Origin of the sequence: Syntrophothermus sp., from assembly GCF_013314835.1 — a bacterium.
In the GTDB taxonomy this organism is placed as follows: domain Bacteria; phylum Bacillota; class Syntrophomonadia; order Syntrophomonadales; family Syntrophothermaceae; genus Syntrophothermus; species Syntrophothermus lipocalidus.
Genome location: NZ_JABUEX010000017.1, coordinates 26,330 through 46,923 on the forward strand (window position 1 = coordinate 26,330; position 20,594 = coordinate 46,923).

The window sequence follows — 20,594 nt, forward strand, 5'->3', positions numbered from 1 at the left end:
TAACTATATAAATCGATTTTCAAGGTTATTTAGAAATCTTGCGGGTTCAAAGTCTTTTCAGTAGCGATCAATTCGCTGCGGCTCATATCCTTGATGCGCCTGGCTCCCCCTAAGAAGGTATCGTCTGTTTCTTCTTGCTCCTTTTCCGGAACGCGCTGTTTGCCCAATCCAGTCTTGTCGCGCAGGCTCAAAATGCTCTCCTTAGGAGACCTGGCTTCGAGACTGTTCATTATTTTGACCAGGGTATCGCCTTCTACCCTGTGCTTTAAGGCTAAAGGTACCATTTCTACCACATCGGCCACAGTGGGTTGTTTACGTTTCTTAAGCAAACTGTAGAGCAAAGCCCCCTGTTGTATAGCCTCGATAGCCCGCAGACTTTCAAGGTTATGCTTAACGTAAATCCTGGCAACAAAGTTTCGCAAGAAATCAGGAAGTTCAGCTTTAGCATAGCCTTCGGCTATCTCCAATATCCGCCTGCGATACTCCTCGTGAACCTGTTCTGCCGCGGCATCTTCGTTTGCCCGGCTTGACTTAGTAGACTTTGACAGGATCTCTGCTACTACCTCTACCGAGGCAGGTCGTCCCATGTAAAACACCATATCGAAGCGGTCTGAAAGCTGTCGTCTTACTTCTTCCAATGGTCCCGGTTCTTCGTCCGGGTTGGAAGCAGCCCATATGGTGACGGCTAAAGGTATCTCAACCACTGGCAATCCAGCTTCTTCAATCTGAAGCCTTCCTGGCTTTTGCCCCATGACGTCCAACAGTATATCTGTTATCTCGGGCGAGGTATCTGCCAAACGATTGATTTCATCAATAAAAATGATTCCCCGATGAGCTTGGGGAAGGATTCCGGGGAGCAGAGCTGCTTCCGGCATGTTGGGATCGGTAATCTTTGCTAGGTCTATACTCCCGGCTACTGTACCTACTTTTGCCGAGTGGGATATCTCCAACAAAGGCATCATAATCTGTTCTACCCCGAGTTCTGCGATTTCCTCAGAAGACAAACCTCGGTGGTTAGGACAGTGAGGATCAGACGGGTTACAATTGTACAAGCATCCTTTGATACGGGTAATGGTCGGCAGTATATCCCTGGCTGCCCGCATAATAGTGGTCTTACCTGTACCCCGCAAGCCTTCTGCATGTATGTGAAAAGGTTCCCCGAAATAAGTGGACGCTATCGACATTTCTACGAGATCAAAAAGAGTCTGGTTGCCATCGTGCCTCGATAATTCAGCGTAACGTTTCATTGGGCGTCACCTCCGTCAAGTCGGTCTTCACCTACCTGTTCCCCTGCAAACTGGGCCAGAATCAGGGTTTTGGTTACGGCACCGTTTTGCTCGACAGGTACTGTCTTGACTTTCATTTGTAACTCAGTACCATCCTTCTTTTTCAAGACCAAAACATACTCACCTTCTGTCCCTGTCGCCAGGCGTCGTGCCAGTTCCTCTTTGGGAGCAGAGACCTGCTTTTCGGCAAGCAAAGAGGAAACATCCTTTTCTAAGAGTTCCCCGTGATCGTATCCTAGCTTTTCTTCGAAGGCGCGGTTGGCTAAGGCTATCACTCCTTGAGTATTACACATCCCAACAGGTAAACCAATACTGTTCAAGATGAAAGTTAGCTGCTCCACTTCTCCTCGTAAAGTCGCTTCCTTTTGTTCTTGGATTTTGCGCTGGGCAGTTATTTCTCTTAAACTTTCTACCGCGCCGATCATGCTTCCACTGTTATTTCGTAGAGGAGCTGCGGTTCCCCACAAGTACTGGGCTTTCCCTTTGAGTTTGGGGACATCAAACTCAGAAATAAGGTTGTAATTCTCATATTGAAATATCTTGTAATACTTTGCTACTTCCTCCGGATTAAGGACCACATCCACCATAAGTGGTCGTTTGATGCCGTAGAACGGGATCCCATACTCGTAATCACCCTTGCCCAGCATTTCCTCGGCTTTAACCCCGGTCATTTCTTCCATTGCTTTGTTCCATATAACCACCTTACCTTCGTGGTTAATAGCGAGAACTGCATCGGGGAACTGATCAAGTATGATTCGCGCGCTGTATTCTGATTCTGCCAAGGCCGCTTCGGTAAGCTTGCGCTGGGTGATGTCACGCGCTATTCCTTGAATAGCTACAGGTTTCCCCATTTTATACACCGGCCACGCACTTATCTCGAGAACTACCCGTTCCTGGTATTTAGTGCTAATTTCTAGTTCATAGGTGTTCTCCTTTTGCTTGGTCTTTTTACGATAAATCATGGAACGCAAAAGCTGGGAGTAATCGTGTACGACCAGTTGTTCGATGTTCATCTTGAGTAACTCGTCACGCCAGTACCCTGTAATCTTTTCTGCTGCTCGGTTAACGAAGAGAAAATTGCCCTCCAAATCATGAGCAAAAATCATGTCTCGGGCGTTATCGAAGAGATTCCGGTAACGCTCATCACTTTCTTTCAACGCTGCTTTCAGCTGGCGTGCCTCGGTTACGTCCTGGATAACAGTGAGTATTCGTTCGTCGCTTCCCATAGAGATGCGGCTCGGTTTAACCTTGATCCAGAACGTCCTGCCCCCTTTATCTTTGGCTTCCCACTCAAACGGACTGACCTGTGAATAAAAGGCCCTCTTTATAAGCTGGGCAAACTCCTCTTTGGTGTAAGGGACTTGCCCGCTCACCAGATCAGTGATATTCATTCCCAACAATTGTTCACGTCGGTAAACAAACATTTCCGATGCCTTGTCGTTGGCCAATATGATTTCTCCAGTATAGGCGTCATGAATGAGCAAAGCGTCATTAACTGCTTCGAGCAAGGCTCGAAAATCTCCGCTTTCACGGGTCTGCAATCTGTGAATCCGTTCGTCCTCGGTAACATCCTGAAATATCGAAACCAAACCCCAAGAAGTTCCGTACACTCTTTCCCTGAAATAACGGTAACCGTACGAAGTGGTTATCTGTTTGATTTCTCCAGTGGCTAGCACTTCTAAATAAGTGTTGTGACAAGGGGTATCTCTCAACCCGGGGACAGCATCAAAAAGGTTACTTCCTTCCAATTCCCCAACCGGTAATTCGACCAAATCGGCATACGCTTGGTTGCAATAAACAACCTGAAGGTTCTTCCTCAAAGCTAAGACCGGTTCAGCTATGCCGTCCAGCATGTTTTTGAACCCGAATTTTGTTTGCGGCATGTTCCGTCCCCCCTTACTCTTAGTATTAGTGACAACATTCACTAACCTGGTTCCATTAAACCCTTTTGCGCCCCTAGCGAACAAACGTTCTACAACGCACTTCCTTTCTTTCGTTTATGTAGATATACCGCCTATGTGTTTTATGTATGTACAAAGGCCCCGCCTAGGCATATGTATATGTAAATAAGGAGCTCGGGGAGCTCGATGCCCGATGAAAGAAACAGCCGGGCATGTATGCGGTTGAACATGACCGGCTGCTTTGTCTCGTGGTTGGGGCAACCAACCGAGTCGATGGTGAATGGTCTTAATTTTTTGGATATCTCTAATTGCTCGTGTCCAGTGAAAACCATAATTTACACTTCTTTCTGAAGCAAAGCTAAGAACCCACTTAGTACTCGTAAATCTCCCGCAGGCGTTCCCTTTCAGCAAGACGCGTTTTCTCTTGAGCATCGCGTTTCTTGGGAATCTGAGCACTGACGGGATGCGCCTCTTCGACTTCGGGTTCGGGAACCGGCAGGGGTACAACCGTGGCAGTTTCTGCATTCCTTTTCTGATACCACTGATAGGCTTCCTTGTATAATTCCCTATCTCTCGCCCGCACCCGTGATAGGTACGTCCGCCTTTTACGCTGCCTTTCTCGAGCGGCGGCCTCAATCTGCAAAGTGACTAGGTAAATGATGAAGCCCAAGATTACCTTGGCTACCAGATACATCATAGCCACCAGCAGAAATATGACCTGAAACTTGGTCATCATTTGTCCCCCCCACTGCAACCCATTCACCATCGGTAGTTGGTGTGCCTGGGGATGGATTCAGTTGTAGTAACTTAGCCTCACCTCCAATGCAACTTACCCCCTGTCTAGAATATAGCACGCAAATGCGCTAGAACCAAACCGTCCTCGAAAGGTCACCGTATTAACGGATTCGGTAGTTTCTTGTAGTATAGCATAGTCATTATTAAGGCGTAATATGCCGCTTTAGTAGGATGAACTGTTGGTTAAGTGTCTTTTCCTAACAAAGTGGTGTAAAAAAAGGGGGGTAACAGGGGTTTTGTCATTTCATACAATCTTCCTTGCCTGTTAGGATTGTTACTTTGCGAACTATCCCTCACAAGCGTCCGGATAGGTCATGGGCCATTACAAGAGCAGTTTGACGTGCTAAAATTTAATTAGTGAAAACCGTAATTTGCACTTCTTAAACAGGCTCAATGCAGAGCCTATTTTTTTGCCCCTCTACTTTTTCCCTGCTCCACTGACTTATTCGCAATTAATGTAATAATACCTCCTATGTGTCCCTAAGGGAAAACTTGTAATTCGCCTGTATTAACTATACAATAAAGCATCATCGAGATCCCGATTTCGAGGTGGCGTTTTTTGATACTGATTAGCGCATGTCTTTGCGGATGCAAATGCACTTACAAGGGAACGAGTCACTATCATCCAGTGTTCTACAAATTGTATAAAGAAGGAAAAGCGGTTGTCGCTTGCCCTGAGAGACTGGGTGGATTACCGGTGCCCCGTTCGCCCGCCGAAATAGTTGGAGGGGATGGAAGCTCGGTTTTGAAAGGCTTAGCTAGGGTAATCACCAAAGAAGGCAGAGACGTGACTCCTTGTTTTCTTAGAGGAGCAGAAGAAACCCTTCGTATTGCGCGAGACGCGGGAGCCATTGTGGCCGTATTGAAATCTCGCAGCCCATCCTGTGGGGTCGGACAGGTTTATGACGGAACATTTAGCGGTAATTTAAGGGGAGGAAATGGTGTCACTTCCGCACTGCTAAAAGAGTACGGCTTGGCAATAATGAACGACGAAGAGTTTTTGCTACGGCAAGAGGAGATGAAAGAAGGTTTATGAAGGCGGTGAGCTTGTTTTCCGGCGGGTTAGACTCGCAGTTAGCTGTCTGTGTCGTCAAGGAGCAAGGGATTGAGGTTGTCGGGGCACACTTTAAGACCCCCTTCTTCGGTGGTGATGAGCACGTTGCCGAGGCGGCACGAAACCTGGGAATTGAACTGCTGGTCCTAGACAGGTCGGACGAATACCTGGAAGTTCTTAAGAACCCCCGTTACGGGTATGGTAAACACATGAATCCCTGTACCGATTGCCATGGGTTCATGCTGAAACATACCGGGCATCTTATGGATGATATAGGGGCCAAATTCATAGTAACTGGGGAAGTGCTCGGGCAAAGACCCAAGAGCCAGAACAAGGCGGCTTTGCGTCAGGTGGAGAAGCTCTCGGGTTATGAAGGATACATCCTGAGGCCTTTATCCGCCAAGCTACTGCCGCCAACCATTCCTGAACTCGAAGGATGGGTGGACCGGGAACGGCTTCTTGATATATGCGGGCGTTCGCGGCTGCGCCAGATGGAGCTTGCCGAGAAGTACGGTCTAAACGATTACCCGTCACCGGCCGGCGGGTGTTTGCTCACGCAAGAGAACTTTTCACGGCGGCTGCAGAAGTTTATGAATGCTTATCCCGAATCTAAGGCAGACGACATGTATATCTTGCGCTGTGGGCGACACATCTACCTGTCGGCTAGTTCCCTATTGGTGGTAGGAAGAAATCAGGAGGAGAACAGCAGAATCCAGTCCTTGGCTAAGCCTAGCGACTACTTGCTGAAGGTTAAGGCCTATCCCGGGCCCACAGGTCTATTGAGGGTGGCTACAAGGGCTTCCCGCGAAGAACTGACTGAAGCCGCCGCGATCGTTGCTCGTTACAGTGATGCAAGAGAAGCGGGCCTAGCCTTGGTTCAGATTCGGCAACCAATAGGATCCGAGGAGGAAATAACCGTGTCTCCCCTCGCCCCGTCAGACACTCCTGCCTCTATATGAGGGCAGTCACTGTTAACAGGGAGAAAATCCCTGCTGATATCCTGGCATTAGGTCATACGCAAACCACGTTGTATTCGAATTTGAAGAGAGCCTAGTATTATCCCATTGGTTTTTCCTTTTTGCTCTTGCGCATATATAGAATCCCCAGGGTATAAGGCCCGCAATGGCTTGAGACCGTGCACCCGGCGTCAGTCTCTAGGATCTCTTCAAAATCAGCGTAGCGACGAACAGCTTCTTTCACCTTGTCAACTGTGGGTTTAGGACAGAAGGAGTGCGTGATAAATATCCTGCTGTAATCGATATCCTGGTTGCCGAACAGCCTGTCCTTGACATACTTTTCAAGGCAGGATTCAAAACTGCCCCGGTATTTCCTGCCCACCGTCATTTTTCCGTCTATGACTTCAATGCATGGCTTTATCTTAAGTACCCTGGCTCCGATGGCTTCAAGTCCAGAACAGCGCCCTCCCTTGTATAAATAATCTACGCGATCAATTACGAAACTGGTATCAACCCTGGGAATCAATTCCTCTAACCTGCGGCAGATTTCGGACGGTTCGAGGCCTTCCTGGGCCATCAAAGCGGCTTCGTATACGATATGCCCGCTCCCGGTGGAAAGATTGCGTGAATCGATGACATAAACATTGTCGAAATCCTGAGCCGCGATAACCGCGTTTTGATAACAAGAGGAAAAACCCGAACCGATGCAGATGTGAATGACTGCTTCATGCTTCGCCGAGATGTCCTCAAAAAAACACACGTAATCGTACACGTTGACCGCTGCAGTCTTGCACGTTTTACCTTGCTCGTCAACATACCTGAATATGTCCACAGGCTTTATGTCTACCCCGTCTCGAAACATTTCATCGCCGACAAGGATATAAAGAGGCGTTAACGTAATGTTTAGTTTTTCTAAAATCTCCGGGGAAAGATCGCAGGTGCTGTCAGCGGTTATCTTGATCATTTCCACTCCCCTCCCTTGACGCTTCTTCTCTTTTTATGATGATTTTATCCAGTTGCGTCTCTACAATTATGTAAAAATGGTGAGCAGTTTACTTTAACGTCCAGGAATTTGCCCCACCTCTCGTGGTGGTTAGTAAATCGGCACATAAAGGAAGCGTAGCAATAGACGCAGGCATGGGCACAGCCCACATACGGATTAATGCAGTACTGATAGCCCGGGATGCCGGTCTTGTTTAGGGCTGACTTGCAGAATATCTCTCGGACTGCAGTATTTTGGAGCACCTGGCCTCCTCCTTGACTGTCAATCCTATGACTTACAAGATTCTAGCCCTTTTCCCCGCACGAAACAAGTCTTTTCCCTTTCATGTCTATTGCTGGTATTTACCCCTTTAACAGGCCCTACTATATATGCTCTGCCCTGCCCCATAGTAACTGTCGTAAATATGCTGGTACACCTGCACGCACTTCTCTTCAAATATTTTGGGGGTGTATGCTCTGGGGAGTTCGCGGTCCAGTGTATCCTGGATCGCAATCAATACCGCGGCCCGTGTCTGTTGCCGTTTTCGCCAATCAAGGACCAGCTTCTCCTTTTTCAGCGTAACTAAAAGCTCTCTGACCACCTTTTTCACCTGCGACCTGTCCTTTTCAGTCAATTGGGGTTCAGGTTTAATAAGGATATCAAACAAGGCAAGTTCTTCCTCGGTGAGCTGCTCGGCCATGCCGCGCTTTTCTTCTTCAGTGAGGTCCTTGGCGAAGGCCACCAGTCTGTCGAACATCAATTCCACATTCAGGGCGCCGCTGTTGTACTCGTCAATGAGCTTCTGGAACCTCTCGGCAAAATCGATCCTGCTCTTGTTAAGACGCACGAGCTTGTTCAGTTTGGCATTGACTAAACCTTTCAGTTTTTCAACTTCCGTATGTTTCCTCGACTTTTCGAAAAACTCCCGCAGGGCTTCAAAATCAATCTCGCTCAGGTCTACCTTTGCATTGTAGCCAGCTGGGTCTTCCTGGATGACATATCCTTCACTGGCAATAGACCGGTCAAGGACTTCCTCAATATCATCCATAATTTCGGAGATGTCAACCGGCGGGGCCAGCGCTCTGATTTTATCGGAAATACATGCGAAAAGATTCTTCTGCTTGGCAAATTCAGAAGCTTCAGGGTCGGGCAATATAGCCTTGTAGAGTTTAACCGTATTCCCCGCCAAGGATTGAAACTGCTGCTTGGTTTGGTCATTCACCACCAAGCGCTCCACAGCATCATCCAAAAGCCCGACCATCTCAAGCCCCGATGCAGCAAGGAGTCTATCTACGTCAATGCCTTTTTCGTGGCAAAAGGCGGTTGTTTCGGCAACAGCTTTCTTAAGCTCATCGACCAGGGCTGTCTTGTCTTTTACCGGCGTATCCACTGAGCCGCCCGCTGCCGGGCTGGCGTATATGGCAAGAGCTTTTTGCAGATTGCGGAACACTCCGATGTAGTCGACTATGGTGCCGCAGGTTTTGTCCTTAAATACCCGGTTCGCCCTGGCGATAGTCTGCATCAAAGTGTGGTTCTTCATGGGCTTATCCAGATAGATGGTATTGACGGCAGGGGCATCGAAGCCTGTCAGCCACATGGCGCAGACAAACACAATCCGTAAAAGGTCATTGGGGTCTTTGAACTTTTTGTCCAGGTCCTCGGTTACCATGCGCTTGCGGTGGGACAGGATGTCCAGGCCCTTTTTTTGAAAGTCTTCAACCTCGTTCTGGCTAGAAGAGACGACCACAGCCATATCGGTTTCCTTCATGTAGTCCAGTTTGTTTCTTATTTCTGTTATCTCTTCCAAAGGACAGGCCAGAAGTTGGCGGTTCAGCTCCTCTATGTACCCTTGCCAATACTTCCGCACCTTGTCATACATCTTGACGGCAGTATACCGGTCGATGGTCACCACCATCGCTTTGCCCATCTCGCCCCGGTTCATGAAATGCTTGACGATATCCTCGGCAATAGTTTCCAACCGGTCATCACGCGTAATGAGGTGATACTCCCGGGCAAATTCCCGTTCCAGCTTTTTTTCCTGATCTTCGCTGAGGTCGGCACTGTCGATGATGTCCTGAATGTCGTCGTTCAGGTTTTCATTGATAAGCTGTAATTCAGGAATTCGGTTTTCATAATAGAGAGGAACGGTAGCCCTGTCCTCAATGGACTGGCGGAAGTTATAAATGGAAATATAATCTCCGAACACTTCCCTGGTTTTTTCCTCGCCGGCCATAAGAGGAGTGCCCGTGAAGGCGATGAAGGAAGCGTTCGGCATAGCAGAGCGCATGTTGGCGGCAAGGGTATCATACTGGCTGCGGTGGGCTTCATCAACCAGAACAATAATGTCGTCACGGTCGGTTATCTTCGGGTATTTGCCATCGCTTTCGCTTTGAAACTTTTGGATGAGGGTGAATACCATGCGGTGATTCTCTGCCAAAAGGCTTTTCAAGTGCTCGCGGCTTTCAGCCTGTATTCTTTGTTCGATAACCGCGCCTGCGGCTACAAAGTTCTTGTATATTTGGTCATCCAGTTCCGTCCGGTCAGTAACGACTACAAATGTCCAGTTGCCGTGAATTTTGCGCAGGATCTTCTGACAGAAGAAAAGCATGGAATAAGACTTACCCGAACCCTGGGTGTGCCAGAACACCCCCAGGCGGCCTTTGTTTTCCCGCGTCCTTTTCACTGCTTCGATGGCGTTGTTCACCCCGAGGTACTGGTGGTTCTTAGCGATCAATTTGACCAGTGAACCGCCGGCATCGCTGAACAGAGTGAAGTTTTCCACAATGTCCAAAAGCTTGTCCTTAGCACAGGTTCCGCGAATCATAGTTTCCAGGGAGACAACGCCTTTTTCGCCCTCGCTGTTAATCTTCTTCCATTCGGCAAAATGCTCCCATGACGCGCTCATGCTGCCGATGCGGCTCTGGCTACCGTTGGACAGGATGATGAAACCGTTGTACCAGAAGATCTGGGGTATGGTATTTTTGTAGTCCTTTAGGTTGTTGTTATAAGCATCCTCCAGCCTTTTGGAAGCGGATTTGAGTTCGATAAAAACCAAGGGTATGCCGTTGACAAAGCCGACAAGATCGGCGCGCCGCTTGTAAATCTCACCCGTTACCCAAAGCTGTGACGCGAGGAGAAAGTGGTTGTTTCCCGGATCGTTCCAGTCGATAATTCTCACTACGTCGTCTGTCTCTTCATCATCGGCGTTCTTGTACGCAACCTTCACTCCATCCTTGAGGAGTCTGTAAACCTCCCGGTTGGCTTGGACAGGACTTAAACTGCTGCGATCTCTGACGATTTCCTCTATAGCCAGGTTGATGGCCTCGCTACCTGCGTCGGGATTCAGTGTTTCCAGCGCATTACGTAGATACCGGGTCAGCACCACCTCGGAAGTGGTCTCCCGGCCGAGGGTCCCCGATGTGCCAAGGGTTTCGTGGAAGCAATTGACAGTCTCCCAGCCGAGCTCTTGGAACAGGGCGATTGCAGGCTGTTCAATCAAAGCATCTTCACCGTACTGGTTCATTTAATCACCACCTACGGCAATATCCAGATCCTCCACATTCAATTCGCCCGAGATGAGTTTAGGCAAAAGCAGGTCGCGGGTACGGCGGAGGATGAGGTTCTTCTTATCCAAGAGATATAGTTGGCTAAATATTGGATTAATGTGATCATTATACTTCTGAAGTATTTCCTGGGTTGGCACCACTATCCTATTTAGGTACGCTTGATTACGACTTAGTCCTGGGACTGCTGAATCGTTATTTATAAAGTTCTGTTCCTTTAAAGCATAGTAACAATACGGTAAGTTCAATTCTGTAATAACATAGAAGACTGTGTCAATCGGATAAAAGTTCTCATTACTCCAAAATACACTACCAACATTACCTTTTCGACCAACAATAATGCCTGGACCTTTAACCAAGTATTCATCATGATATCCAATCACACCGGAAGAACCAAAAACAGGTATCGTCCCTTTTCTACGCTCATTCTTCTTTAATGCTTTACCGTAAGCAAGCTCCAGTACATCACCAAGTTTCTTAACCTCCCACCCCTCGGGTATCGGCCCCAGCTCCGAATCCACCATCCTTACCCTTTCGTAGCCCGGGAACCTGAACTTCACAAACCACTCCCGGTAAAGCAATTGCGCCACTTCTTCCAAAATTCTGATGCGGCGGTTATTGTTCTCAATCAGGTCGTCGTAGGCAGAGAGGATGGCGGCAATTTTGCGTTGAGTTTGGAGAGGAATCCTAGGTACTTTGATTTCTTTAATTCTGAATAAAGCTAGTTTAGGTTGGGAAGTGCCAACAATCTTTGATGCAATTTCAGCTTGTCCCTGTGGGCTACGCAAACAATAAAGTAAAAACTGTATATCAAAGTCTTTGTTAATGTTTGTTATCTTTGCAGCGTTTTCTGTTAAATTGGCCCCAGACAGACATTTCGGTACTATCCCTACCCTTCCTATAGTACCAGCAATACTAATATACAAGTCTTCACTTGAAATTGTATATTGTTTTATCCTTTCATAAGTAGAATTTGATATATATTTGACATTAGTCCTGTCGACACCATAATCCGTTAAATCAACTACTCGTATGTAAGGGTGCGCTGTTGGCTCATTTTGTATATGAGTGCCCTTAGGCAGCCTCTTGCCACCCTTTACATCAGCAATTTCTCCTATTGTCACGTAATCAGAAAACAAAGCCATCACTATGCCCCCGTCAGTTCCCTCATATTCTCCCTTATCCTTTCCTCCAGCTCCGCTGCCTCGGCGTTGAGCTGCTCCAACTCTTCGTTCAGCTCTTGCAGCCTTTCCGTGAAATCATAGTCTTCCTCTTCCTTCTGAGCCACACCAACATACCTGCCGGGGTTGAGGCTCCAGCCCTGGGCTTCGATTTCCTCTATAGTCGCTACCTTGCACAGGCCAGGCACATCCACATATTTGCCTTCCGGAAACTTATCCTCGAGCATTTCATCCGACCCATTTACGGTCTCCACCGGCTCGCCCCGGTACAAGCGTACGATATTGGCGATAAACTCGATCTGTTCCGGGGTAAACTCGCGGTGGGCCCGGTCCACCTGGCGATAGATGTTCCTCGCGTCGATGAACAGCACTTTATTACCCCGCTCGGTCTGCCGTTTACCCTTGTCGAAGAACCAGAGGGTGCATGGCAGAGTAACGGTATAGAAGAAGTTAGACCCGATGGTGATCATCACATCCACAACCCGGTCCTGGATGAGCTTTTTTCTTATCTCGAGTTCAGAACCCCTGGCATCGCTGGCAGAGTTGGCCATGACGAAACCCGCCCGTCCAGTATCGTTTAAAGCGCTGTAAAACTCCTGGATCCAGATGTAGTTAGCGTTATCGACAGTGGGAAGCCCAAAAGGATAACGCGGGTCGTCTTTGATCTTCTCTTTGTCCACGCCGTCCACGTTGAAGGGGGGATTAGCCATGACAAAGTCGAACCGGCCTATGCAGTTATGTACATTCTCGTAATAGGTGTTGGCCTGACGAATGTCCCCCGAAAGCCCGTGGACCGCGAGGTTCATCTTGCACAGTCTGACTGTTTCGGCCACTTTCTCCTGCCCGTAGATGGATATCTCACTGCTGGGGTTTTTCTTGTGATTCTGGACAAACCGGGCCGACTGGACAAACATGCCGCCTGACCCGCAGGCCGGGTCCAGGATGCGTCCTCGGTATGGCTCGATGACCTCGACAATTAGCTTTACCAGCGAAGTGGGCGTGTAAAATTCCCCGCCCCGCTGCCCTTCTGAACGTGCGAACTCGCCGAGAAAGTATTCATATACGTTGCCAAAAACGTCCCCTTCGACGTCCATCGGGATTTCGGAGAATGTTTTTAGTAGAGCTATCAGTGTATCGTTGTCCAGCCGGGTATAGGTTTTGGGAAGGACATCCTTAAGGTCTTCGTTCTCGGCTTCGATGGCTTTCATGGCTTCGTTCACAGCCTTCCCGATATTCTCCCCTTCCGGCAGCTTCAGGAGGTAAGAATATCTCGCCTGTTCTGGAAGGTACATAACCCCCCTGGCTTGATAGTCAGCTTTGCCAATAACACGCCTTGAACCTGCCTTAGCCTTTTTAGCCAGCTCCTTTTCGGCCATACTGAACTTGTGATCGGCAAAGCGCAGGAATATCAGCCCAAGCACGGGAACCGAGTATTCTGAAGCCTTTAATTTCGAGTTAGCTCTTAATTGGTCTGCCGCGTTCCACAGCTTCTTTTCTATTTCATTGTTGATTGACGGCATTGTCTGCACCTCGTTAATAGTTCGACTTAGCTCAATAAGAAGTTCTCCTTTGGTTTCCCAAATCCTGCATAATTCGTTTAGATATCTTGATTTCCCTGCCAAAAACCCCTTATGGTTTACCGGTAATTCTCTGCTTACCTGTATGTAGCGCTAGCACCAATAATAGCCACAATATATTAGGTTAATACTATACGGTTCACCCTTCTCGCACTGAAATCAAGCCTTCGTACTGGTGTCAACCCTGGGAATCAATTTCTCTGACCTGCGGCGGATTTCGGAGGGTTCAAGGCCTTTCTGAGCCATCAAGGCGGCTTCGTATTCAATACGCCCGCTTCCAGTGGAAAGATTGCGTCGAAATATGTCTGACAGCCGACAAGCTTGCTAATCCTTTGGATCAACCAGAATCAACCACAAGAACCGCCTACTGCCCCTGCCTCAGTATCTCTTCGACTTTTTCTGCTGGCATAGGTCTATAAAAGTAAAATCCTTGAACCTCCCGGCAGCTCCACCTGGTCAAAAACTCGAGCTGTTGCTCTGTCTCTACGCCCTCGGCGACTACTCTCACCCCTATGTTCCTGGCAAGATATAAAATAGCCTTGGCAATGGCTTCATCCTTTGGAGTAGTGGGAAGGTCCTGTATCAAGCACATCGCCATCTTGATCCTGTCTACCGGCATCGAGCGTAAACGACCCAGCGAAGAGTATTCACTCCCAAAATCGTCGATAGCAATTGAAACTCCCAGTTCTTTGAGTTGGCGCAGGGACCTAATAACAGTTTCTGCTTCCTTAACCGCGACGCTTTCAGTGATTTCCAATTCGAGGTATTGCGGGGGTAAACGTGTATCTTCCAACACGTTCTTGACTATCGCTACCAACTTCGGGTTCTTAAATTGTTCTGGCGACAGGTTAACGGCAACCCTGATCGGAAGCAGTCCTATATCCTGCCAGCGCTTGTTCTGCTCGCAGGCGGTTCTCAGTACCCATTCGCCTATCGAGTGGATAAGGCCCGACTGCTCTGCGAGCGGAATGAAAACCGAAGGCTGGACCATCCCTAAATCCGGGTGGTTCCACCGAATCAAGGCTTCTACGCCCGTAATCCTGCCAGTCAAAATATCTACTTGAGGCTGGTAGTAGAGGAGCAGTTCTTGCTTTTCCAGAGCCCGATAAAGCCCGTTGATAAGTATCGTCTTCTGCTGTATTTCTCCCCTCATCTCGCGGGAGTAAAACGCATACCGGTTCGTGCCTCGCTCCTTAGAGGCGTTCATAGCCAGATCTGCATTCTTAACAAGGTCTTCCGGGTTTTTCCCATCCAAAGGGTATACCGAGATACCGGCGTTCGAATTGACAAAGAACTCTTGGTTATGGATCATTACCGGTTTTCGCACGGCTTCTATAATCCGTTCAGCAGTGTCAGACAGGACATTGTAGGCAGTCACACCGGTCATAACGACAACAAACTCATCTCCTCCAAACCGGCACACTACGTCACCCGGTCGGACACAGTCGGTTATACTCTGAGCTATCTTCTTCAGCAGCATGTCCCCAGCTTCATGGCCGATGGTATCGTTTATCTCCTTAAAGGAGTGCAAATCGATGAGTATTATGCCGACTGATGTGCCTTGTGCCGCAGCCGTCGATACCGCTTGTTCTAACAGATCCCACATAAGAAACCGGTTGGGAAGCCCGGTAAGGTAATCGTAATACGCCAAACGATAAACTTCTTGTTCGGACTTTATCCTGGCAAAGGCATGAGCCAAAATATTAGCAATAATTTGCAGGGTTTCCAGATGGTCTGCACGCCATTGGGCATCTTGCGATAGAGCTTGAATTTCCAAATATCCTATCGGACGGTGGCTGCTTTCGAGATAAACAGCCAGCATCGACTTGGTACCACATGCCAGAAGAAGCCTTTTGCTCTCAGGGGGTAATTCGGGCACCCTCTCGATATCCGGCATGAACAAGCGCTTTTTCTCTTTAAGCTGCTCCGTCAGCCAAGAATGATAGGAATCCCGCCGGTCAAACGGAGTGCTAGAAGGGTCAGTGCTGTCGGCGCGCCATTCGTAGGCCCGGACCGCCGACTTGTTATCCTCTGAAAAAATAACGAGATGAGCCAGGTCTGCTCGGTAAAGTTTCCCGATGGTGTCGAGTGCTTTACCCACCTTGGTATCAAAATTTTCGGTGCTTACCGTGGCAAAATCCGCGGACATACTAGAAATAACTTGCTGCAGGCCAACTTGTTCTTCGTTTTCCTGCAGCCTCTGCATATAGATACGGTTTACCAGAAAAGCAAAAAACGCTCCGAAGAGGTAGACGATAATCCTTGACATGTGCTCGAAAGGCCCAACGGTCAGCTCTTTTCTGGGCAGTTCTAACCATAACCAGAGCTCCGTGACTACAGCAGCAGCTACGATGGTTATGAGGATGCGTCTGGCCGAAAAGACACAAGCCGTCAACATGAGGAGCAGGGGGAACGACCAAACAATGTTGGCGGCGTTGATGTTTTTCGTGTAATACGTCATGGAAAAGACGAAACCAGCTACCACCGCCGCCATGACCGTGTCTTGAACGCCGCTGGGCAACGGCAGGAAGGGGAGAAACAACACTAGCAGGCAACAGGCAAACATCACCAAGCTTATCCACAACATCACTTGGAGGTCTACTCCCCATACGAAATAGAGCAGGAGATTAAACACCCCCCCTGCCCCTGACGCCACTCCTATGAAGAAATAAACCTGCCGCCTCTGGATCTCGCTCAGAATACGCCCCGTTTCTGCTATCCTACTTTCTACAGGCAACATCAAACCGTAGCGTTTGATACAGTAAAGAAAGGCAGCTATGGGGATGATTATGAAGACAGACGCTAATTGCGGGACTTTAAGCGGGGTATAAGCATTCAGGAAAACGTCGGAAGCAGCGCCCAAGACAAAAGCAAGCAAGAAAGAAAAAAGCAATATGCGGGATTGGGTTTTTTCCCTCTTGTCCTCAGTTTCGCAGCGCCAACGCCAGAGGAGCCATATGGCTGCGACATCAAAGCCTACGAAGTATACGTTGAAGTACAAATCCCACAAGTTGTTCGCAAAGACGTTTGTCCAGCCCGTGCCTGTTTTTACTAGGACATGCTGGACGGAAGACCATTCCTCGCTTGCTCCAAAAACGTAGACGTTTATTATCGCAGGCACGTAGAGCAAGAAATAAACCCACGGTTTTGAAAGTAGTCTATACCGTCCGGTCATACTCAGGCAGAGATGGACGAGTACGCTGTGGAAAGTGCCCCAACCCAGAGCTGATAAGCGTCTCCAAAAAAGCGCAGTGTGATAATCCGGCGCCGATATTACGATGGAATATGTAAAGGTCCATACACAAAGCGTTAAGCACGCCGCAGCGAACAACCGGTTGGTGAGGGCCCTGCTGTTCAGGAACAGTACGTAAGCACCGAAACAGAAGTATGTAAAGAACGCAGCTAGGTAAACGAGCGAGAATACTGTAGGAAGACTCATGGCGCTACCTTCCTTGCTCTATTTGTTTTGTACTTGAGAGACCATCTCTAAAGCAGTTCACTTCTTAGGCCGAACCGTCGATCCAGGAAAGGCTTAAATCGCTTTTTATTGTTGTAAAGATGGTTTTTCCTGCAAGTATAGGGCGTCCAGGTTCAAGCTGTGACGAATAATATCGTCCCGGGGATCGACCGATATTTCGATGTCATTGAAGACCAACATGACCTTCACTTCAGGGGTCTCCAATTTCAGAATCATGTCATCATCATTCCCCACCTGCGGTTGCACACCGCGGCCCGGCGGGTATTTTTCAGCTATTCTGTCAATGTACGAGTTCATGTCTTCGTTCAGGATTTCTTTGTCATTGAGTGTGATCCTCAGGGTTGGAATTTCGTAGGCAGGATCAATGTTCCAGTAGATTCGGTAAGAACCGCGGTCGCCATTTATCGTTACCGGATTCTGCTCTATTCCGTAGTTCTCCTGGGAACTCACTGCCCAGCGATAAGCACTGATATCAACCGCTCCAGGTGGTCTGTGAAGGATAGTTGCCATGTAATCCCCGCCAATGTCCGGCGTTTCTGGTTTGGGCCATGCCTGCTCGAATCCCAGCTTGGCCTTGAATGTCTCATTGTAGGTTAGATCCCTGTCAAACCAGGGCGGCAAGTCTACGTCCTGGGAAGCAGCAAGAAAAACTACCGCGTCGGTTATCGATTCGCGGACCGATAATTCAGGTTCGGTAGCCGCGGGCACCAGTTTGCCGTCCTTAAGCATACCCTGGCTCACCAGCAGATTCTGCAGGCGGTTGACTTGAAACGCCACCGGCAGCGCATGATATCCGATGACGGGAAAAACCGAGAAAATCGCCAGGACGCAAGCCAAGACGACTATCGGTTGGTGGGCTTTATCCTTTTTAACTATCAGCCACACTGCTCCCGCTACCGCCATTATCCAGATAATAATGAACCAGTATTCTGAAGTTTTGAGACCAGAAGCGCTGAGTTGTATCCAAAGGGCCCGGGCCTCGAAAGCTAAAATCACCAACGCCGCGTATGGATAGAACCGCCGGTAAAATCGGGCCAGATTGGATTCATGATGGGTTACCATTATGTGTAGCCAAATACCTCCGATCGCATAACTAGTCGCGATCGACGAGAGCCGGCTGAACGGAACTGCCACTCCGGTTACTAATGATTTGACTGTCCAGATTAAAAGAACCACACTCAGGGCAATCATAATGGGGATCATAATGGAGGAGAACAATACCTCTACGAAACGAGGCTGCTCTTGAGCTTCCTCGCGGCGCGGATCTGCCACGCCTCTTCGGAAGTCAGGGAAGTAACCGACGAAAATAGCAAAAGCCAGGAAACCGCTCAGGGTTCCTATATACATGTAGACCTTTTCGCTCATAGCATTGTATAGCAAGGCCTGAACCGCTCCCGCCACCCCAGAAAGCCCGGCCATGATGGTTCCACCGTAGATCAAAGCGATAAAAATAGCCTTCAGAGTCATAAATGAGGACCGGGCAAAATCAGACTGGTCCTTTGGGTACCCGGCCAGCATTACAAATAGCAAGAAACTTACCAGCATAGCCGCACTGACCCGGGCGGCAGCAAGACTAGAAACCACCCTGTACCGGTGTCCGGTCGAGACGGGATCAGTCCCACCAAAGTAATACAAGGCGAGAAAAGTCACTACTGCTGCCAAGATGCCCAGTAAGTTGGCGAGCAGAAATGCTTTCCTCTTACTATAAAGAGTCTGCGCCGCCGTTATAGCCGCCAGACTGAAAATCGCGCCCAAAGCTAGCGACAAATGCAGACAATTGAAGAGAAAATTGTACGGTTCCTGCTACGGCCAATCAAGATTAATCCTGATTATGGTTACGACAGCAAACGCCAGCGCGCTGAGCATCGCAGCCGGGAATTTCTTGAAAGCGTTGAGCGCATCCGTTGATAATTTAATAATCTTCCCTAAGAAAGCATTCAAATCCTGGCCCTCCACTCCCCCAGCAATAAACTGAACCGGTCTTGTAGCTTATAGAACACTTAAACATACGTACACCGTTCGACTAAGGTCGCAACAATCCTGCCTGGAGAATTACAATTATGCAAAAAGCAGGCTGTGCAAAATATGGTTGGCATCGCTCTACGATTCACCGTCCAACTGAACCGTCACCGACCGATAACCAAAGCCCTTCACCCCATGCGGCTGCATTCAGGCGTCTGTCGAAAGCGAGAAGGCCTAGTTCTGGCAGATCCTGTTTCAACCTCACGGCCAAAGCCAGATGCCATAAGTCGGCTCCCCGCAAAGGCCATTTCCGCGCCAAGGAAGCTATGTCAGAAGGCAGAGGATCAAGGCGAACCAAACGCCACGGACCTTGGGAAAAAGCTTCCAATGCAGCCTTCACGAGGATATCTGCCAGGTAACCCTCGCGGTTCATGCGGTTCAAAACGGCGTGGACCTCAGCTACCACGAGCGAGGATATCAAGTGATAAGCTTTTTTACGCGCTGACTCCCAAGCCTGATCGCTGTGTCTGTCCTTTATCAGTGCAGAAAGCACCGCTGAACTGTCCCAGTACAGTACGGAATCCGGCGGCATTATTCTCTGTCCTCCTCCAGAAGCCTCTGCGCCACGTCTCCTTCTAATGGAATCGGTGGCGGAAGAGATCGGAGGTTTCTCTTTTCGCTCTCCAAAACCCCGTTTTTCACCATCTCTTGTATCCGGGCATCCAGAGATAGATTTTCTTTGGGAATCCCAGTCAGCCTGGCTACTTCTTTCCCACGATCGGTGATGATTATGTCCTTGCCTTTTTGTACCTCCTTTATAAGCCTGCTGAGATTCATCTTCGCTTCTCGGATGCCTATCCTGGTGGTTGCCACCTTATTCACTCCTCATGGTAAGAGTAAAGAACTACTATTACTACAATACCAATGTAGACATTGTGGTTCCTTATGTCAAGCTGGTGAAACAGCTCTGAACTTATTGATATGGCTACTCTGTGGCTTAGTAGCAGTATACTATGTTTTTAGAACAAAGATCCTTTAATAGCTGACATCATCTTGCCGTGATAATAACCGATTCTTTTATTTTTTTCCAAGAGGGAATGAATGTGTTTTCGGCGAATAGAACAAGCATTTAATAAAGCGGGGGGTCAAAGATGGATGATAAAAGGCAGCGGGTAATGAAGTGGTTTTTTGCCGTGCTGACGAACCCCGGGGGAGTATTCCAGCAGATGGTGGAGCAGCCTGCTTTTTTCAAACCGGCCCTGTTGGCCTGCGGGATTAATGTGCTGCTGACCCTCGTGCTGCTGCCCAAGATCCGGGAATTCACCTTATGGACCCTGAAAAGTGGGGTGGTTCAGCTCCCGCCCGAGCAGCTGGCGGCGGGCCAGAATGTGGCGGTGATCGCCGCCACGGTGGCCAGTGTGCTGGCCGCCCTGGCGGGGCCCTGGTTTCTCTGGCTGGTTGTGGCGGTTCTGCTGAAGATCTACGACCTGTTCGGAGCCCGGGGAACGAGATTCGGCGCCCTCTTCGCAGTGGCCGTTTACGGTTATCTCCCCGTTCTCATCGGCAATCTCATACGTACCGCGGTGGTTATAGGCGCTCCGGTCGAAAACTTTGCCAAGATAAGCCTCAGCCTGGCCGCCTTTCTCCCCTATCAGAAGAGCTTTCTCTATTTCTTCCTTACCGGGTGCAACCCCTTTGTCTGGTGGAGCCTTTTACTGTGGGGGATCGGCGGTGCCGCCGCCATGAAGAGCAGGGGTTACGGCGGGGTGTTCGCGTTGCTTTTCGGATCCTGGCTCGTCTATACGGTGGTGACGGCCCTCTACGCCCTGGCGAAGGTTCCCGCCGGAATCGGCTTTTAA

The 20,594-nt window shown here is 48.9% G+C and carries 14 protein-coding genes; 3 read left to right on the forward strand and 11 right to left on the reverse strand.

Features of this window, described 5'->3' with window-relative positions; all coding sequences use genetic code 11:
• Positions 1 to 29: 29 nt before the first annotated feature.
• The 3 genes from HPY90_RS07050 to HPY90_RS07060 form a co-directional block, all read right to left on the reverse strand.
• The gene (locus tag HPY90_RS07050) at positions 30 to 1,247 is read right to left on the reverse strand and encodes a magnesium chelatase ATPase subunit I (protein ID WP_273698327.1); all 1,218 of its coding nucleotides are present in this window, start codon (positions 1,245 to 1,247) and stop codon (positions 30 to 32) included.
• Complete coding sequence (locus tag HPY90_RS07055; RefSeq protein WP_287192874.1) at positions 1,244 to 3,169, reverse strand: PAS domain S-box protein; 1,926 nt, start codon at positions 3,167 to 3,169, stop codon at positions 1,244 to 1,246. The genes HPY90_RS07050 and HPY90_RS07055 overlap by 4 nt, the downstream gene beginning before the upstream one ends.
• Before the next feature lie 388 nt (positions 3,170 to 3,557).
• Positions 3,558 to 3,923: a hypothetical protein gene (locus tag HPY90_RS07060; RefSeq protein WP_287192875.1), complete on the reverse strand. Its 366-nt coding sequence runs from the start codon at positions 3,921 to 3,923 to the stop codon at positions 3,558 to 3,560.
• Positions 3,924 to 4,541: 618 nt separating this feature from the next.
• Between HPY90_RS07060 and HPY90_RS07065 the strand changes: the two genes are divergently transcribed.
• Both HPY90_RS07065 and HPY90_RS07070 read left to right on the forward strand, forming a co-directional pair.
• On the forward strand, positions 4,542 to 5,018 hold the full coding sequence (locus tag HPY90_RS07065) for a 2-thiouracil desulfurase family protein (RefSeq protein ID WP_287192877.1): 477 nt from the start codon (positions 4,542 to 4,544) through the stop codon (positions 5,016 to 5,018).
• Positions 5,015 to 5,995 carry a tRNA 4-thiouridine(8) synthase ThiI gene (locus tag HPY90_RS07070; RefSeq protein ID WP_287192880.1) on the forward strand — a complete coding sequence of 327 codons (981 nt, stop codon included), beginning with the start codon at positions 5,015 to 5,017 and terminating at the stop codon, positions 5,993 to 5,995. Before HPY90_RS07065 ends, HPY90_RS07070 begins: the two co-directional genes overlap by 4 nt.
• 97 nt (positions 5,996 to 6,092) lie before the next feature.
• On the opposite strand, the gene HPY90_RS07075 is transcribed toward HPY90_RS07070, so the two are convergent.
• From HPY90_RS07075 to HPY90_RS07110, 8 genes are all read right to left on the reverse strand, one after another.
• Positions 6,093 to 6,956: a DegV family protein gene (locus tag HPY90_RS07075; RefSeq protein WP_287192883.1), complete on the reverse strand. Its 864-nt coding sequence runs from the start codon at positions 6,954 to 6,956 to the stop codon at positions 6,093 to 6,095.
• 388 nt (positions 6,957 to 7,344) lie between these two features.
• A complete protein-coding gene (locus tag HPY90_RS07080) occupies positions 7,345 to 10,497 on the reverse strand; it encodes a type I restriction endonuclease subunit R (RefSeq protein WP_287192886.1) in 3,153 nt (1,050 codons plus the stop codon).
• Positions 10,498 to 11,682, reverse strand: a complete 1,185-nt coding sequence (locus tag HPY90_RS07085) for a restriction endonuclease subunit S (protein ID WP_287192890.1) — start codon at positions 11,680 to 11,682, stop codon at positions 10,498 to 10,500.
• Positions 11,683 to 11,684: 2 nt separating this feature from the next.
• A complete protein-coding gene (locus HPY90_RS07090) occupies positions 11,685 to 13,238 on the reverse strand; it encodes a class I SAM-dependent DNA methyltransferase (protein WP_287192892.1) in 1,554 nt (517 codons plus the stop codon).
• 421 nt (positions 13,239 to 13,659) lie between these two features.
• Positions 13,660 to 16,734 carry an EAL domain-containing protein gene (locus HPY90_RS07095; protein WP_287192895.1) on the reverse strand — a complete coding sequence of 1,025 codons (3,075 nt, stop codon included), beginning with the start codon at positions 16,732 to 16,734 and terminating at the stop codon, positions 13,660 to 13,662.
• A gap of 105 nt (positions 16,735 to 16,839) precedes the next feature.
• The gene (locus HPY90_RS07100) at positions 16,840 to 18,528 is read right to left on the reverse strand and encodes a DUF4153 domain-containing protein (protein WP_287192898.1); all 1,689 of its coding nucleotides are present in this window, start codon (positions 18,526 to 18,528) and stop codon (positions 16,840 to 16,842) included.
• 352 nt (positions 18,529 to 18,880) lie between these two features.
• A complete protein-coding gene (locus HPY90_RS07105) occupies positions 18,881 to 19,327 on the reverse strand; it encodes a type II toxin-antitoxin system VapC family toxin (protein ID WP_287192901.1) in 447 nt (148 codons plus the stop codon).
• Entirely contained in the window at positions 19,327 to 19,608 is a 282-nt protein-coding gene (locus tag HPY90_RS07110; RefSeq protein ID WP_287192904.1) for a type II toxin-antitoxin system Phd/YefM family antitoxin, read from the reverse strand. The genes HPY90_RS07105 and HPY90_RS07110 overlap by 1 nt, the downstream gene beginning before the upstream one ends.
• A gap of 278 nt (positions 19,609 to 19,886) precedes the next feature.
• Between HPY90_RS07110 and HPY90_RS07115 the strand changes: the two genes are divergently transcribed.
• A complete protein-coding gene (locus HPY90_RS07115; protein ID WP_287192907.1) occupies positions 19,887 to 20,594 on the forward strand; it encodes a YIP1 family protein in 708 nt (235 codons plus the stop codon).

Bases quoted from the DNA above. Each gene is read 5' to 3' on its own strand.
- HPY90_RS07095 (WP_287192895.1), bottom strand. From the start codon at position 16,734: ATGAGTCTTCCTACAGTATTCTCGCTCGTTTACCTAGCTGCGTTCTTT.
- HPY90_RS07060 (WP_287192875.1), bottom strand. From the start codon at position 3,923: ATGATGACCAAGTTTCAGGTCATATTTCTGCTGGTGGCTATGATGTAT.
- HPY90_RS07055 (WP_287192874.1), bottom strand. From the start codon at position 3,169: ATGCCGCAAACAAAATTCGGGTTCAAAAACATGCTGGACGGCATAGCT.
- HPY90_RS07090 (WP_287192892.1), bottom strand. From the start codon at position 13,238: ATGCCGTCAATCAACAATGAAATAGAAAAGAAGCTGTGGAACGCGGCA.
- HPY90_RS07105 (WP_287192901.1), bottom strand. From the start codon at position 19,327: ATGCCGCCGGATTCCGTACTGTACTGGGACAGTTCAGCGGTGCTTTCT.
- HPY90_RS07115 (WP_287192907.1), top strand. From the start codon at position 19,887: ATGGATGATAAAAGGCAGCGGGTAATGAAGTGGTTTTTTGCCGTGCTG.
- HPY90_RS07085 (WP_287192890.1), bottom strand. From the start codon at position 11,682: ATGGCTTTGTTTTCTGATTACGTGACAATAGGAGAAATTGCTGATGTA.
- HPY90_RS07070 (WP_287192880.1), top strand. From the start codon at position 5,015: ATGAAGGCGGTGAGCTTGTTTTCCGGCGGGTTAGACTCGCAGTTAGCT.
- HPY90_RS07075 (WP_287192883.1), bottom strand. From the start codon at position 6,956: ATGATCAAGATAACCGCTGACAGCACCTGCGATCTTTCCCCGGAGATT.
- HPY90_RS07050 (WP_273698327.1), bottom strand. From the start codon at position 1,247: ATGAAACGTTACGCTGAATTATCGAGGCACGATGGCAACCAGACTCTT.
- HPY90_RS07080 (WP_287192886.1), bottom strand. From the start codon at position 10,497: ATGAACCAGTACGGTGAAGATGCTTTGATTGAACAGCCTGCAATCGCC.